A 15,530-nucleotide genomic window follows, 5' to 3' on the forward strand; every position below is an offset into this window, starting at 1 on the left:
GGGAAGCTCGTGACGCGCGCGGATCCGGACCGGTCGGTGGCGATCCTCATCGGCACCACCAACCACACCCAGCAGCCGCCGTTCCCGTTGCCGGACCTGCCCGCGGTCCGCAACAACGTCACCCAGCTGTTCAACGTCCTGACCGCGCCGCCCGTCGACCTGGTCGACCCGTCGCGGTGCCGGCAGCTGCTGGACCAGCCGGACCCGAGCACCGCCGGGCTCGCGCTGCGCAAGCACTGCGCCGCCGCCGAGGACGTCCTGCTCGTGTACTACGCCGGGCACGGCCTGGTCGACGACGACGGCGAGCTGTACCTGGCGCTGCCCGGCACCGACAGCCGGCCGGACCAGCTCGACCTCACCGCGATCCCGTTCGCCCGGATCCGCACCGAGATGCACCGCAGCCCCGCCCGCACGAAGATCCTGATCCTCGACTGCTGCTACGCCGGACGGGCGATCAACACGATGTCGACGGCCGAGGCGGAGACCACCGTGGCCGACAGCACCGAGATCGACGGCGCGTTCACCCTCACCGCCACGTCACGCAACCACACCGCCAGCGCCCCCGCCGGGGAGCCCTTCACCGCGTTCACCGGCGAGCTGCTGAGCCTGCTGCAGCACGGCCCACCCGACGACGCCGACCTGACCCTCGCGGAGCTGTTCCGCCACCTCAAGCGAGCCCTGCGCAGCAAGGGACTGCCGCTGCCGCAGCAACGCAACACCGACCGCGCCGCCGACCTGATCCTGCGCCCCGCCGCGGGGAAACCCGCACCGGCCGCCGGGACCGCCGCCGGAACCGTTTCGGAGGCCGCTGCGCACCTGCCGCCCGCGACGTACCAGCCGGTCATCGACACGCTGTCCAAGCCGCGGACCGTCTGGCACCCGCTGTTCCGGCAGCTCCTCGCACCGCACTGGCGCCGCCTGCCGGCACCGCTCGGCGCGCTCGCCGCCACCTTCGCCGCCACCGTCCTGTGGTGGCAGGTCTCGTGGCACGACGTCCCCGTGCCGCGCTGGATCCCGCTGCAGGCGGTCCTGCTCTGCTTCGCCGCGAGCGTGCCGGCGCTCGCGCTGCTGCTGACGGTCCCGGATCTCGTGCGGGGCCACCACGCCGGCGTACCCACGCGTGACGTGCGGATCAAACGGTCGTTCGCGATCACGGTCTGGGTCATGTGCGTGGTCGCCGTCGTCTGGGCCTTCTGGATCGAGCCGGCGCTGACCGGGACCGGGATCTCCACGTGGATCGTCGCGGCGCTGCCGCTCGCGGGAGCCGTCGCCGCCCTCGCGGGGAACTCGGCGCTGGGCGACCTGCGGGCGCGCCGGGCCGCGCCGGCCGCCGCCGCACCCGACAGCTGGCGGTCGCCGGCCGCGGCCGGGGTCGCGGTCGGGCTCCTCACCGGCGGCATCGGGCGCCTCGGGTTCGCGACCTTCGCCCTGGCCTGCCTCACGTTCTGGGTCTTCGGCCGCCTGCTGGGCGTGCGGGTCGCCGACTGCTTCCGGACCTACGCGGCCCTGCGCCGGCCGCTGACGCTGAAGTTCAGCCGCGACGGCATGGCGATCCGCCGGCCCGCACACGACCGGTTCATCCGCTGGCACGACCTGGACCGGGTCTTCGTCGCCGGCAACATCCTCGCGATCGCCTTCAAACGCGACTACCCGGAGTCGGCCAAACCGCAGGAGCTGCCGTTCTCCCTGGCGCTGAACGGTTTCCGGGTCGCCGACATCCGTCACTTCCCGCACAGCCGGCAGGACGTCCTGCAGAGCCTGTCGCACTTCGCCGGCGCGACCATGCACCCGACCGAGCTGTCATTCGACGACTTCACTGACCTTTGAGCCGGTGCCGGAACTCCGCGAGCGCGGACTGGACCACCCCGTGCAGCCGTTCGAGCTCGTCCTGGGTCGGTTCGCGGCGCAGGTGCACGTCGATCTTGAAGTCTCCGTCGGCGATCGTCACGTCGAAGCGCTCCAGCAGGTCCTGCGGCAGCCTGCGCACGACGAACTCGCGGAACGCCTCCGCGACCACCCGCGGGGTGTCCCCGCAGCCGCAGGTGCGGCCCTCCTGCACCGCGCCGAGGTGGCCGCGCCCGGCGATCGCGTCCGGGTGCACCGGTGCCAGTGCCGCCAGCGCGTCCTGCAGTGCCTTGGCCGCCTCCGGCAGCCGCGACTGGTGCTGCAGGAAGATGCCAAGGGCGACGCCGGCCCGGCCGAGGATCTCGAAGTCCGCGCCGCGCTGCGCCTGTGTCACCGCGTCGGCGAGGCACCGCTCGGCCGCGGCCGGCTGCCCCGCCTCGTTCAGCGCCAGGCCCCAGTTGCGCAGCACCTGACTGATCAGCTCGGGCCGGCCGATGCGCTGTGCCCGGCCGTACGCCGCCTCGTAGGTGCGCAGCGCCGCCTTCTCCTCGCCGGTGTCGCCGTACGCCAGCGCCAGCCCGAGCTCGGCACTCAGCGCGTCCTCGGCCCGTCCCTGCCGGTCGTGGGAGGCCAGGACCTGACGGATCGCCTCGACGCGGCCGGACTGGTCGCCGAGATCGCGGCCGGCGTTGGCGAGGTTGGCCAGCACGTTGAGGGTGGCGGGGTGGTCGGGCCCGAGCCGGGTCTGCAGGACGGCGGCGAGCGTGGCGACGACGGCCCGGTGCGCGGCCGGGTCGGCCAGGTCCCGCCGGAGCAGCACCGCGTCCGCCAGCCGCGCCACGGCGTCGCCCGGCAGCTGCTCCACGCCGTGGAACAGCGGCTCGCCGGCGCCCGCGGCGTGCACGACCTCGGCCCGCACGGCGAGCGCCGCCGCGACGTGGTCGTGCCCGTTCTGCCAGAGGTTGCGCACCGCCTCCTCGATCACCGTCCGCGCCTCGCTCACGTTGCCGCGCTGCAGCAGCACGTCGGCGAGCGGCTCCAGGCCGAACGCGTATCCGGCGTGCTCCCGGCCGTAGAACACCCGGCGCTCCTCGGCGCCGCGCCGCAGCTCCGCCTCGGCCTCCTCCAGCCGGCCGGCCATCCGCAACGCCAGGCCCAGGTTGAGCCGGTAGGTCAGGTGCTCCTTGCGGTCGTGCGCGGGCACCGACGTCGCCTGGCGGTAACACTCGATGGCCCGGTCGAGCTGGTCGCAGTTGAGCAGGATGTTGCCGAGGTCGCACTGCGCCGACGCCCAGGCCGCGCTGCCGTGGCCGTGCCGGACGGTGGCGGCGCGCACCTCGCGCTGCATGACGGCCTCGGCGTCGCCGAACCTGCCCTCACGCATGAGGGAGACGGCGATGTCGATCGGGGCAGCGGAGGCGGTCACGGCGCCGGAGTCTAGTGCGCCACCGCCGCCCTTTACAGGGTGTTGCCGTATGGCCACAGAGTTGTAGAGTGGAGGCCGTGAATGTGCAGCGACACGTGCCGGCCGTCTACCACCAGATCGCGGACCTCCTGCGTGCAGAGGTCACCCGCGGCACCTACCCGGCCGGCGAGCCTTTGCCGAGCGAACGCGAACTCCGCGAGCGCTACACGGTCAGCCTCACCACGATCCGCCGCGCCGTGGCGATCCTGCGCGAGGAAGGCCTCATCACGTCCCGCCGCGGCGCGCCGTCGACGGTGCGGGAACGCCCGGCCCGCTCCACGGTGGTGATGGGTCGCGGCAGCAAGCTCACCTGCCGCATGCCCACCACGACGGAACGCTTCGCCATGGGCATCGACCGGGGTGTGCCACTGGTCGAGGTCCGCGACAAGTCCGGCCGGGTCGAGGTGTTCCTCGCCGACCGGGTCGAGGTCCTCAACCCCGAAGGCCTCGCCAGCGCCGCGACCAGGGTCATGGACGTCGCCTGAGCGAGCGGAAGAAGGCGCGGATGTCGTCGACGAGCAGGGCGGGCTGTTCCATGGCAGCGAAATGGCCGCCGCGGTCGAACTCGCGCCAGTGGACGATGTGGTTGTCTCGTTCGGCCAGCCGACGCACGGGAAGCGCAGCGTCATGGGGGAAGACAGCGACCCCGGTCGGCGTGCTTGACCGACGGCTGGTCGGGGGTGCGGCGGGGTGGAAGGTCTCGTAGTAGAGGTTGGCCGATGAACCGGCGGTGCCGGTGAGCCAGTACAGCATCACGTTGGTCAGCAGCTGGTCGCGATCGACGGCGTCGTCGGGCAACTGCTTCGAGTCGGTCCACTCCTTGAACTTCTCGACGATCCAGGCGAGCTGGCCGACCGGGGAGTCGGTCAGCCCATACGCCAGGGTCTGCGGCCGGGTGCCCTGGATCCTCGCGTAGCCGGACAGCTCCGGCTCCATCCGGGAGAACTGCTCCAGCCGGACCCGATCCTCATCGCCCAGCGTCGCCGCCTCGCCGGGATCACCCGACGGCAGGGTCAGCACGGTGTTGAGGTGCACCCCGACCACCCGGTCACCGTCGATGATCCCCAACTCCCGGGTGATGGCGTGCCCCCAGTCGCCGCCCTGCCCGCCGTATCGGTGATAGCCCAGCCGCCGCATCAGTTCGGCCCAGGCCCGGGCGATGCGCGGCACGTCCCACCCTGACTCGCGGACGGGTCCGGACAGCCCGAAGCCGGGGATGGACGGCGCGACGACGTGGAAGGCGTCGGCCGGGTCACCGCCGTGCCGGCGCGGATCGGTGAGCGGGCCGATGAGGTCGAGGAACTCCACCACCGAGCCCGGCCACCCGTGGGTGATGATCAGCGGCAACGCGTCCGGTTCGGGCGAACGCGCGTGAAGAAAGTGCACGTTGACCGCGTCGATGGCGGTGGTGAACTGCGGGATCCGGTTGAGCCGGGCCTCGTGCGCCCGCCAGTCGTACCCGGTGCGCCAGTAGTCGACCAGCTCCTTCAGGTACTCCACCGGCACGCCGCGGCTCCAGCCGGTGCCGGGCAGTTGCTGTGCCCAGCGGGTCCGCGCCAGCCGGTCCCGCAGATCCGCCAGATCCGCCTCAGGCACCTCCAGCCGGAACGGACGCACGGTCGTGTCGTCACGCATCGGGGTCCTCCTGTTCTTCCAGCCACCGAAGGTGGGTCTCCCACGCGGACTGCTTGCTGGTGCCCATCGCGGCGCCGACCTGCGACCACGAGGCACCGGTGGCGCGGGCCGTGCGCACCGTGAGCTGCCGCCCATAGCCCGCCTTGCGGATCAGCACCTCGGTCAGCGCGAGCAGCTCCAGCGCCTCGTCCCGGGTCAACGGCACCGCCTGCGGGTCCGGGTCGTCCGAGCCGGGCGGCGCCAGCGCGTCCCGGCGGCGCAGCTCGTCGAACCGCGCCGCCGCGGTCAACAACGTGAACCGCCGCTCTACCTCGTCCGGTGTGACCACGCGTCCAAGTCTTCCGTCAGGTCAACCTGACGTCAAGTTGATCTGACGGTCGCGCTGGACGCAGCGGAGCGCTGGTCCAGATCGCACATTTCTGACCACGATCGACAGCAACTCAACGACCAGCGCAGTTCTGCCAAATCTTGACGGAACGTTGATCAGCGACTATGAATGCATCGAGAGCGCTCTCCCGTCCTCACCGCCACGAACGGGAGACCACCCATGTCCCGATCACGCACGGTCCGACTGCTCGCCGGCGCCGGTGCGGCCCTGCTGGGCAGCGCCTTCGTCGCGCTCGCGCAGGCCCCACCAGCACAGGCCGCCGACCTCAACCTGACCCAATACGTCAACCCGCTGATCGGCACCGACGACAGCAACTCCCCCAACCCTGTCGGCGGCGGCGCCGGTGGCAGCACGTTCCCCGGCGCCACCGTGCCCTTCGGCATGACCCAGTTCAGCCCCGACACCCCGACCGCGTCGCCGTCCGGCTACCGCGACCGGGACCGCACCATCGAGGAGTTCAGCCTCACCCACTTCAACGGGGCCGGCTGCTCCAACAACGAGGACCTCGGCCTGCTGCCGATCACCGGCGCGCTCGGCTCGTCCCCGGGCACCGCGTGGACCAGCTACGCCTCGGCATACACGAAGACCAACGAGGCCGCGTCCGCCGGCTACTACAAGAACCGGCTCGACAAGTACGGCGTCGACGCCGAACTGTCCGCCACCACCCGCACCGGCGCGCTGCGGCTCACCTACCCCAACACCACCACCGCCCGGCTGCTCGTCAACACCAGCCGGTCCGCCACCGGCAACCGCAGCGGCACGGTGAACATCTCCGGCAGCAACGTCACCGGCAGCGTCACCGCCGGCGGGTTCTGCGGCTCCAGCAAGACCTACCAGATCTACTACTCGATCCGCTTCGACCGGGCCCCGTCCAGCGTCGGCACCTGGAACGGCGGCACGATCAGCAACGGCTCGACCAGCACCAGCGGCGTCAACACGGGCGCCGTGATCACCTGGGACACGAGCAGCAACCGCACCGTCAACGCCACCGTCGCCCTGTCGTTCGTGAGCGTCGCCAACGCCACCGCGAACCTCAACGCCGAGACCGGCGCCTTCGACACGATCCGCGGCAACGCCAACGCCGCCTGGAACACCGCCCTCAACCGGGTCCAGGCCACCGGCGGCAGCGCCACGGAGCAGCAGAAGTTCTACACCGCGCTCTACCACGTGATGCAGAACCCCAACGTCGCCAGCGACGTCAACGGCCAGTACCGCGGCTTCGACAACGCCGTGCACTCCGCCACGCACCCCGTCTACCAGAACTACTCCGGCTGGGACATCTACCGCTCGTGGGCCGCGCTCGTCGCGTTCATCGCCCCCGACGTCGCCAGCGACATCATGAAGTCCATGGTCCTGGACGGCCAGCAGGGCGGCCTGCTGCCCAAGTGGTCCCAGCAGATCAACGAGGACTTCGTCATGACCGGCGACCCCGGCCCGATCATCGTGTCCAGCGCCTACGCGTTCGGCGCCCGCGCCTTCGACACCGCCGCCGCGCTGCAGCTCATGAAGAACGCCATCGCCGGCGGCAACATGCAGGGCTCCCCCATCCGCGGCCGCCAGTCGGAGTACGCGTCCAAGACCTACATCCCCGGCGCACCCTCGGACTCGATGGAGTACTCGGCCTCGGACTTCGCCATCGCCAAGTTCGCCCAGTCGGTCGGCGACACCGCCACCTACAACTCGGCGATGACCCGCGCCCAGTACTGGCGCAACACCTTCAACACCGAGTCCGGCTACATCCACCCCCGCAACAGCGACGGCTCCTGGCCGTGGCCGCTCAACCCCGCGCAGGAGAGCCCCTACACCGAGGGCAACGCCTCCCAGTACACCTGGATGGTCCCCTACAACCTCGGCGGCGTCATCAACCTCATGGGCGGCCCGCAGACCGCGGTGCAGCGCCTCGACCACCACTTCACCGAGCTCAACGGCGGGCTGTCCCGGCCGTACTTCTACATCGGCAACGAACCCGAGCACAACGTGCCGTGGGCGTACAACTTCGCGCAGCGCCCGGCCAAGACCGCCAGTGCCGTCCGCCGCGTCATGACCGAGTCGTTCACCACCGGTGCCGGCGGCCTGCCCGGCAACGACGACCTCGGCGCCACCTCCGCCTGGTACGTGTGGTCCGCGATGGGCATGTACCCCGTCACCCCCGGCGCGGACACCCTCGCCATCCACGGTCCCACGTTCCCGTCGGTGCTCATCCAGCGCTCCGCCGGCAACATCCAGATCAACGGCGGCAGCTCGTCCAACGCCTACGTGCAGAGCCTCACCCTCAACGGCTCCGCCGTGTCGAACAACTACCTGCGCTACCCCGACCTCGCCGCCGGCGGCACCCTGCAGTACACGATGGGCGGCGCCGAATCGAGCTGGGGCACCGGCGCCGGCAACGTCCCGCCGTCCTTCACCGACGGCGCCACCCAACCGCCGACCCCGGCGTCGTTGGGGGCCAACCTGGCCCTGAACAAGACCGCGACCGGCTCCACCGCCTGCGGCACCACCGAGACCGCGGCGAAGGCCGTCGACGGCAGCCTCGCCAACAACAGCAAGTTCTGCTCCAGCACCGCACCGCGCTTCCTGCAGGTCGACCTCGGCTCCAACCAGACCGTCAGCACGTTCGTGCTCAAGCACGCGGGCCTCGGCGGCGAGTCGACCGGCTGGAACACCGGCGCGTTCACGATCTCCACCTCCACCGACGGCACCACCTGGACCCAGGTCGTCTCCGTCTCCGGCAACCGCTCCAGCCGGACCCAGCACTCGATCACGGCCCGCACGGCACGCTACGTGAAGGTCGACATCGGTACCCCCGCCAACGACGGCAACGCGGCCGCTCGCATCTACGAGTTCGAGGTGTACGGCGGCGGCACCCCGAGCGGCAACCTCGCCCTCGGCCGCCCCGCCACCGCCGACTCCTCGTGCGGCGCTACCGAAGGCCCGGAGAAGGCGGTCAACGGCACCGTCACCGGCGGCAACTCCGACAAGTGGTGCTCGCTCGGCACGAACAAGTTCCTGCAGGTCGACCTCGGCAGCACCGTCCACATCGGATCGCTGGTGGTCCGGCACGCCGGCGCCGGCGGCGAGGACGCGGCCTGGAACACCCGCGACTACGACCTGCAGACCTCCACCGACGGCAGCACCTGGACGACCGCCGCCCAGGTCCGCGCCAACACCGCCAACGTGACCACCACGACGACCAACGTCAACGCCCGCTACATCCGCATGAACATCATCACCCCGACCCAGAACACCAACACCGCCGCCCGGATCTACGAGTTCGAGGCGTACAGCTAGCCCGTTCTTGACCTTGGAGACTTTGTCTGGTCAGGGGCAGACAAAGTCTCCAAGGTCAACTGACCAACCCCCGACCCGCGATCAGCAGCAGCTGCCGCACGGTCCCCGCCGGATCCGCCGACTGCTCCCCGGCCCACGCGAGCCCGGCGGCGAGCGCCAGCACCTGCGCCGCGGTCACGTCGGCCCGCACCTCTCCCGCCTCCTGCGCCCGCTGCAACAGCTGCCCACCCGCGGCCCGCATGCCGGCGCACGACGCGTGCAGCTCGGACTCCTCGTCCCGCAGCGCCGCCATCACCGACTCCGGCAGCCCGCGCACCGTCACCGACCCGGCGGCCAGCTCCCCGAGCCAGCCCAGCAGTGCCTCCCCCGGCGCCGCGGTCGCGGACAGCTCCTCCGCCCGGTCCCGCAGCGCGTCGAACCGGCTCGCCAGCAACGCCTCCAGCAGTGCCTCCCGGGTCGGGAAGTGCCGATACAGCGTGCCGATCCCGACGCCCGCCTGCCGGGCGATGTCCCGCAGCGAGGCATCGGTGCCGTGCGTCTCGAACGCCTCCCGCGCGGCCGCCAGGAGCAGGTCACGGTTGCGGCGCGCGTCGACCCGAACGGTCATGCGCCCTCCTTCGGTTGACAATACGGAGCAGTGCTCCGTATTTTCGGAGCAGCGCTCCGGAAGTCAGCATACAAGGGAGAAGACCCATGCCCGACCGCATCATCGTCGTCACCGGCGCCACCGGCCTGCAGGGCGGCGCCACGCTCCGGCACCTCCTGGCCGACGGACGCTGGCACGTGCGCGCCCTCGTCCGCGACCCGATCCGAGCGGCGAACCTGACCGGCGCCGAGCTCGTCACCGGCGACATGGGCGACCGCGCCTCCCTCGACGCCGCCTTCGCCGGCGCGTACGGCGTGTTCAGCGTGCAACCGGCGTACGACGCGCCGCACTTCGACACCGACGAGGTCCGCTACGGCGTGAACGTCGCCGACGCCGCGCACGCCGCCGGCGTCCGGCACCTCGTCTACACCTCGGTCGGCGGCGTCGAACGCGGCACCGGTATCAGCCACTGGACCACCAAGTGGGAGATCGAGCAGCACATCCGCGCCCTCGGCCTGCCGGCCACCTTCCTGCGACCGGTCATGTTCATGGAGAACCACGCCTCGGAGAAGTACGGCGTGACCAGCCCGACCGCCCTCCTGCGGATGATCGGCCCCGGCGCCCGGGTCCAGCTGATCGCGGTGGACGACATCGGGGCCTTCGCCGCCCTCGCGTTCGCCGACCCGGACACCTACCTCGGCCTCGCCCTGGAGCTCGCCGGCGACGAGGTGACCCGCGAGGAGCTCGTGGCCGCGATCAGCCACGCCACCGGACTGGACCTCAGCACCGCGCCGGTCGCCCCGGAGATCCTCGCCGCGCAGGGCATCAACCTCGACAACGTGCGCCGCGGCGGCTCGTTCGGCGGCTGGCAGGCCGACATCCCCGCGCTGCGCGAGCTGCACCCGGACCTCATGGACCTGCCGACCTGGCTCGACCGGCACGGCGTGGCCCTGTTCACCTCGCGTACAGCGTCCTAGGAGGCTAGTCAACGGCAAAGCGGCAGCCCAGGCCTCTTGTTGATGCGAAGATCGACAAGAGGTCGACCGCGAGGAGCCGTGATGCATCCGCTGACCGCGGACGACGAGCCGCAACGCCTCGCCGCCCTGCGGGAGACCGGGATCCTCGACACCCGGGCGGAGACCGACTTCGACGACATCGCCGCGCTCGCCGCGGACATCTGCGACGCGCCGATCGCGATGGTGTCGATGGTCGACGCGGACCGGCAGTGGTTCAAGGCCCGCGTCGGCTGGGACCCCGAGCAGAGCGCCCGCGACGACTCGTTCTGCACCCACGTGGTGCGGGACCGGCAGCTGCTCGAGATCGACGACGCCGCCGCCGACCCGCGCTACGCCACCAACCCGGCGATCGCCGAGCACGGCGTCCGGTTCTACGCCGGCGCACCGATGCTGCTGCAGGACGGGCACGCGGCCGGCACCGTGTGCGTCATGGACCGCAAACCGCGGCACCTGACCCTGCAGCAGCGCCGGGCGCTGCGGTCACTGGCCCGGCACGCGGCCGCCCACCTCGAGCTGCGCCGCTACGCCCGCACCGTCGGGCACACCGCCGACCGGCTGCGCGAGCTCGACCGGCTCAAGGACTCGTTCCTGGCCAGCGTCAGCCACGAGCTGCGCACACCGTTGGCGTCGGTGCGCGGCTACATCGAGGTGCTGCTGGACGAGGACGAGGCCGCCAACGACCCGGAGACGGTCCGCCGCTTCCTCGCCGTCATGCAACGCAACGCCGACCGGCTCCTGCGCCTCATCGACGACCTGCTCCTCGTCGCCCGCCTGCACGAGACCGGCCTGCGGCTCGACGTCGTCGAGGTCGACCTCAACGAGCTAGCGTTCCAGGCGACGCTGACGTCCCGCCCGATCGCCGAGCACAAGCGGCTCACCCTCACCACCCGCACCGACGGCCCGGTGCCCACCACCGGCGACCCCGAACGCCTCGCCCAGGCGCTCAACCACCTGCTGTTCAACGCGATCAAGTTCACCCCGGCGGGCGGGCACGTCACCGTCACCACGACCGCGACGCCGCACCCGACGCTCTCGATCGTCGACACCGGCGTCGGCGTCCCGGCCGAGGACCTGCCGCACGTCTTCGACCGGTTCCACCGCAGCAGCACCGCCGACCACCTCGCCGCCCAGGGCGCCGGCCTCGGCCTCACCATCGTCAAGGCCATCATCGACGCGCATCACGGCGACATCACCGTCACCAGCGCCCCCGGCGAGGGCACCACCGTCTGCCTGACCCTGCCCGCCACGGCCGGATGACAGGCGGCGAGCCAGCCCGCGCACCCCGATCACGAGCCCGAGCCCCGCGGCGAGGGCGACCTTGAAGACGGTCTTGCTCCACAGGACGCCCTTCACCGCCGCCCACGCCAGCACCGGCCACGGCCGGTCGTGGTGCTGCCACCACAGCAGCGCCGCGAGCACCAGCAGGGTCACCGCCGTCGCGGCACCGATCAGGGCCGCCGGCGCGGCGACGGAGCGGAGGTGCTGCCATCTCGTTCGCATACATCCGAAGCTATGGCCGGCCGGCCCCGGGGTCGTCGGGCCGCGGTCGGATTCCGGGCCCCACCCCAGGTTGTAGACCGGGGCGGGCCAGACCGGCGTCGTAGGCGAAAATCGTCGCCTGGACCCGGTCGCGCAGGTCCAGCTTGGCAAGGATCGCGTTCATGTGGGCCTTGACCGTCGCCGGCCGGACGCCGAGCTCGGCGCCGATCTCCGCGTTGGTCAGCCCCCGGGCGACCCGCCGCAGGATCTCGACCTCGCGGGCGGTCAGCCTGGCGACGCCGGCCGCGACCGCGGGGTCGAGCGCCGGCGTCCCGACGTACGCGTCGATGAGCTGGCGGGTCAGCGCCGGGTCGATGAGCGAGTCGCCGGCCGCGACGACCCGCACCGCGTCGACGACCCGCTGCGGGTCGGCGTCCTTGAGCAGGAACCCGGACGCGCCGGCCCGCAGTGCCGCGTACACGTACTCGTCGAGGCCGAACGTGGTCAGCACCAGCACCCGCAACGGATCCGGGCCGGTGGTCAGCCGCTCGGTAGCGGCGAGCCCGTCCATGCCGGGCATGCGGATGTCCATGAGCACCACGTCGGGGCGCAGCCGCCGCGCGGCCGTGACCGCCTCGGCGCCGTCGGCGGCGACCGCGACCACGGACAGGTCCGGCTCGGCGTCCACGACGGCGGCGATGCCGGCCCGGACCATCGGCTGGTCGTCGACGACCATCACGGTGATCACGCCGGCACGGCCTCCGTCATCGGCAGGGACGCGTCCAGCTGCCAGCCACCGCCGACGGGCCGCGTCGTCGTGAGCGATCCTCCCACCGCGTCGACGCGTTCGCGCAGGGCGGCCAGGACCGGCCGCGGGACCGGCGCGGCGAGCCGCTGCACACAGAGCCGGAGGGCGTCGGGGGCGTGCTCGATCCGCACCATGGCCGCACCGATCGGCAGGACCGCCTCCACGACCCGGAACGCGCACAACTCGACCTCCAGCGGCACCGGCCCCGCGCCGTGCACCTCCAGGGCCACGCCCCCGTCGCACAGGTCGGCCAGGCCCGCCAGGGTCGGCTGTGCGGCGCGGGGTGCTGGCGTGCCGGCCCGGAGCACGGTGAGCAGTTCCCGCATAGCGGCCAGCGCGGCCCTCGCGTGCCCGAGCGCCGCTGTGATGTCGTTTTCGCCAGGTGTACGACCAGCGACCGCCGCGAGCAACTCCGAGGTGTGCGAGAGCACCCGCCCGCGCAGGCCCTCGGCGATGCGGGCCCGCTCGTCGCGGGCGGCGCGGACGGCCCGCTCGGCGACGTCGCGCAGGGCGACCCGGTCCCGCCGGTCGGCCCGGGCGCGCTGCCACGCGACGAGGAGACCGGCCAGCCACCACGGCAGCGCCAGGAGGCCGAGCCCGGCGGCGGACCCGGCGGCGAGGACCGCCACCCCGGCCGGCACCAGCTGCACCGGGTTGCCGGCACCGGCCAGCTCGCCCGGGGGCAGGAACCGGATGATGAGCGCCGCGGCGGTGCCGGCGCCCGCACCGATCGCGGTCAGCCAGGTGAGCCCGGGATGGCGCGGGTCGTACCGGCCGGCCGCGTACACGGGCACCACGACCCCGGCGAGCGCGACCGACGCGACGATCCCGAACCCCGTCGCGGCCGCCTCGACCCGGCCCAGCACCGCCGCGGCCACCCCGACGGCCAGCATCGCCGCGAGCACCGTCACCGGCGCCCGGCGGCGCCACCACAACGGTCCACAGTAGACAACGAGGAACAGCGCCGTCATGGCCGCGTCGGCGGTATCGGCGAAGAGCGGGCCGTGGCCCTCTTCCGCGCGACCGGCGGCCCCGAGGAACAGTGGCAGCCCGGCGACGAGCACGATCAGCAGGCCGTCGATGACCCGCCCGCCGTTCGCGGTGACGGCGGGTGCTTCCCTGGCTTCCCTGGCTTCCCTGCCTTCCCTGGCTTCCTTCGCGTCCGTCGCGTCCGTCGCGTCCGTCGCGTCCGGTGCTTCCGCTGCGCGCGGTGCGGCCGGGGCCGGGCCGGGTGCCGCCGGCAGGGCGGCGTGCACGGCCCAGCCGCCGCCCGGGCGGGGTCCAGCGCTGAGCGTGCCGCGGAGGCGGGCGGCGCGGGCCCGCATGCCGGGGATCCCCGCGCCGGACCCGAGGTCGAAGCCGGCCGCCCCGCCGCCGGTGTCCTCGACGGCGACGGTCACCGTGTCGCCGGCCCGGCTGACGGTGACCGTGACGGCCGCGCCGGGGGCGTACCGCAGGACGTTCGTCAGCGCCTCCTGCACGATCAGGTGGACGGCCTCGGCGACCTCGGGATGCAGCGGCCCGCTCGCGGCGTCGCCGTCACGGCGGTGCTCGGCGGGCCGCTCCTCGCGCAGGTCGATCCGCAGGCCCAGGCGGGTGAAGCCGGCGACCAGGTCGGGGAGGCCGGCGGGGGGCGGCGGCTCGTCGCGGCCGGCGAGGGCGGCGAGCCGGTGCAGGGAACTCGCCGCCGACCGGCCCGAGGTCCGCGCCACGTCGAGTGCCTGGGCGGTCATCGCCGGGTCGCGGAGGCGCTGGGCGGCGGCGAGCTGCACCACGACCGCGGTCAGGTGGTGCGCGGACACGTCGTGCAGCTCCTGGCTGAGCCGCTCGCGCTCGTGGGCCGCCGCGGCGCGTTCGTGCTCGGCGGCGCGGGCCACGTGGGCGCGGACCGCTTCCTGCCGCGCGGTCCGGCGGCGCAGGGAGCGGCCGAAGACGACCACGGCGGCGTACACGACGGCGGACAGCGCGGCGTCGGCGCCGGCGGTCAGCGCGACCGACCCGGCGACCGGGTCGGCCTCGGTGAGGACGTCGGCCACCAGCGTCGACCAGAGCGTGGCCACGGCCGCGCACACCACGCTCACCCGGAGCGTGCGGTGGGCGGCGACGGCGTACAGGGCGATGAGGTCGGCGAACGGCACCACCAGCGCCTGATCCTGCAACCCGAGCGGCTCGACGCAGCTCACCGCGGCCAGGATCACCGCCCACGCCGCGACCGGCGCGGCCGCGCGCACGCTCAGCGCCACGCCGGCCACGAGGGTGATCGCGGTGAGCTGCCAGGCCTGGCCGACGCCGACCGGCACGCCGAACGCGAGCGGGCCGAGCGGCCACGCGGCGAGCTGCGCGGCGGTGAGCGCGGCCGGCAGCCGGACCGCCCGGCCCCACCCGATCCGCTCGGCGCCGTCGTCCATGGTCCGCTCGGCGCAGTCGTCCATGGCGTGAGGCTATCGCCCGGCGGCGGGGGTCAGGTCATCCCGGCGGCGGAGGCCGCCTACACCCTGGGTTGGTGCCGTGGCGTGAGGTCGCCGACGGCGTCGGCGTAGAAGGTGCTGCCGAGGTGGAACGCCACCTGCCGCAGCGTCCACGCGTCACCCTCGACCCGGTCGAGCCGTTCGGCGTCCAGGGAGTGCAGGCGCAGCGACCAGATCCGGGCCAGCCGGGTCAGCCGGCTGCCCGCCTCGTCGAGGTCGGCGGCGGTGAACGCGGCGAGGTCGGCGGGGGTGGTGACGGCGGAGGCGTGCCAGTGGTCGGGCGGCGGGGTCTGCCCGGCGAGGCGCGCCTCGAGCTCGGCGAGGTGGTCCACGAGGTGGTCGCCGAGGCGGCGGATCGCCTTGTGCGGGGTGTAGACCCGGTCCCCGGCGGCGATCGGCCGGCCGTCCCACGCCGGCCAGGTCCGCGCCAGCCGCAGGGCGTGGGCGACGGCGCTCTCGATGACGAGGGCGGGGTCGCGGTCGTCGGTGGCGGGGATGTCGTCAGTCATGCGCCGAGGCTAGGTCGCGCACTGTTCGGCCCTGGTCGAACAC

The 15,530-nt window shown here is 73.0% G+C and carries 12 protein-coding genes; 5 read left to right on the forward strand and 7 right to left on the reverse strand.

Annotated features, from left to right (window positions below; translation table 11 throughout):
* The first annotated feature begins 9 nt into the window (after positions 1-9).
* A complete protein-coding gene (locus Dsi01nite_RS49495; protein ID WP_203853460.1) occupies positions 10-1,827 on the forward strand; it encodes a caspase family protein in 1,818 nt (605 codons plus the stop codon).
* Here Dsi01nite_RS49495 and Dsi01nite_RS49500 read toward each other — a convergent pair.
* Positions 1,814-3,271: a tetratricopeptide repeat protein gene (locus Dsi01nite_RS49500; protein WP_203853461.1), complete on the reverse strand. Its 1,458-nt coding sequence runs from the start codon at positions 3,269-3,271 to the stop codon at positions 1,814-1,816. The genes Dsi01nite_RS49495 and Dsi01nite_RS49500 overlap by 14 nt on opposite strands.
* Positions 3,272-3,348: 77 nt before the next feature.
* Between Dsi01nite_RS49500 and Dsi01nite_RS49505 the strand changes: the two genes are divergently transcribed.
* Positions 3,349-3,795 (forward strand): GntR family transcriptional regulator, encoded by a 447-nt coding sequence (locus Dsi01nite_RS49505; protein ID WP_239136934.1) that lies wholly within the window; start codon positions 3,349-3,351, stop codon positions 3,793-3,795.
* On the opposite strand, the gene Dsi01nite_RS49510 is transcribed toward Dsi01nite_RS49505, so the two are convergent.
* Positions 3,779-4,927 carry an epoxide hydrolase family protein gene (locus tag Dsi01nite_RS49510; protein ID WP_203853481.1) on the reverse strand — a complete coding sequence of 383 codons (1,149 nt, stop codon included), beginning with the start codon at positions 4,925-4,927 and terminating at the stop codon, positions 3,779-3,781. The genes Dsi01nite_RS49505 and Dsi01nite_RS49510 overlap by 17 nt on opposite strands.
* 10 nt (positions 4,928-4,937) lie before the next feature.
* Positions 4,938-5,273: a hypothetical protein gene (locus tag Dsi01nite_RS49515; protein WP_203853463.1), complete on the reverse strand. Its 336-nt coding sequence runs from the start codon at positions 5,271-5,273 to the stop codon at positions 4,938-4,940.
* A gap of 219 nt (positions 5,274-5,492) precedes the next feature.
* Between Dsi01nite_RS49515 and Dsi01nite_RS49520 the strand changes: the two genes are divergently transcribed.
* Positions 5,493-8,621, forward strand: a complete 3,129-nt coding sequence (locus Dsi01nite_RS49520; protein ID WP_203853464.1) for a GH92 family glycosyl hydrolase — start codon at positions 5,493-5,495, stop codon at positions 8,619-8,621.
* 55 nt (positions 8,622-8,676) lie between these two features.
* Here Dsi01nite_RS49520 and Dsi01nite_RS49525 read toward each other — a convergent pair whose 3' ends face one another.
* Positions 8,677-9,228, reverse strand: a complete 552-nt coding sequence (locus Dsi01nite_RS49525; RefSeq protein WP_203853465.1) for a TetR/AcrR family transcriptional regulator — start codon at positions 9,226-9,228, stop codon at positions 8,677-8,679.
* A gap of 86 nt (positions 9,229-9,314) precedes the next feature.
* Here Dsi01nite_RS49525 and Dsi01nite_RS49530 point away from each other — a divergent pair, with 86 nt between their 5' ends.
* Positions 9,315-10,184, forward strand: coding sequence for an NmrA/HSCARG family protein (locus Dsi01nite_RS49530; protein ID WP_203853466.1), 870 nt, complete (start codon positions 9,315-9,317; stop codon positions 10,182-10,184).
* Positions 10,185-10,265: 81 nt separating this feature from the next.
* Positions 10,266-11,480: an ATP-binding protein gene (locus tag Dsi01nite_RS49535; RefSeq protein WP_203853467.1), complete on the forward strand. Its 1,215-nt coding sequence runs from the start codon at positions 10,266-10,268 to the stop codon at positions 11,478-11,480.
* A gap of 253 nt (positions 11,481-11,733) precedes the next feature.
* Here the strand turns inward: Dsi01nite_RS49535 and Dsi01nite_RS49540 are convergent, their stop codons facing one another.
* From Dsi01nite_RS49540 to Dsi01nite_RS49550, 3 genes are read right to left on the reverse strand one after another with little or no spacing between them, the layout of a single operon-like run.
* Positions 11,734-12,450, reverse strand: coding sequence for a response regulator (locus tag Dsi01nite_RS49540; RefSeq protein WP_239136936.1), 717 nt, complete (start codon positions 12,448-12,450; stop codon positions 11,734-11,736).
* Entirely contained in the window at positions 12,447-14,942 is a 2,496-nt protein-coding gene (locus Dsi01nite_RS49545; RefSeq protein WP_203853468.1) for a sensor histidine kinase, read from the reverse strand. Before Dsi01nite_RS49545 ends, Dsi01nite_RS49540 begins: the two co-directional genes overlap by 4 nt.
* 56 nt (positions 14,943-14,998) lie before the next feature.
* The gene (locus tag Dsi01nite_RS49550; protein WP_239136939.1) at positions 14,999-15,487 is read right to left on the reverse strand and encodes a hypothetical protein; all 489 of its coding nucleotides are present in this window, start codon (positions 15,485-15,487) and stop codon (positions 14,999-15,001) included.
* Positions 15,488-15,530 lie beyond the last annotated feature (43 nt).

This window comes from Dactylosporangium siamense (assembly GCF_016862795.1).
GTDB classification, from domain to species: domain Bacteria; phylum Actinomycetota; class Actinomycetes; order Mycobacteriales; family Micromonosporaceae; genus Dactylosporangium; species Dactylosporangium siamense.

What these genes read in the sequence shown, in the direction of transcription:
- Dsi01nite_RS49550 (WP_239136939.1), bottom strand. Translation starts at nt 15,487, where the DNA reads ATGACTGACGACATCCCCGCCACCGACGACCGCGACCCCGCCCTCGTC.
- Dsi01nite_RS49545 (WP_203853468.1), bottom strand. Translation starts at nt 14,942, where the DNA reads ATGGACGACTGCGCCGAGCGGACCATGGACGACGGCGCCGAGCGGATC.
- Dsi01nite_RS49530 (WP_203853466.1), top strand. Translation starts at nt 9,315, where the DNA reads ATGCCCGACCGCATCATCGTCGTCACCGGCGCCACCGGCCTGCAGGGC.
- Dsi01nite_RS49520 (WP_203853464.1), top strand. Translation starts at nt 5,493, where the DNA reads ATGTCCCGATCACGCACGGTCCGACTGCTCGCCGGCGCCGGTGCGGCC.
- Dsi01nite_RS49535 (WP_203853467.1), top strand. Translation starts at nt 10,266, where the DNA reads ATGCATCCGCTGACCGCGGACGACGAGCCGCAACGCCTCGCCGCCCTG.
- Dsi01nite_RS49525 (WP_203853465.1), bottom strand. Translation starts at nt 9,228, where the DNA reads ATGACCGTTCGGGTCGACGCGCGCCGCAACCGTGACCTGCTCCTGGCG.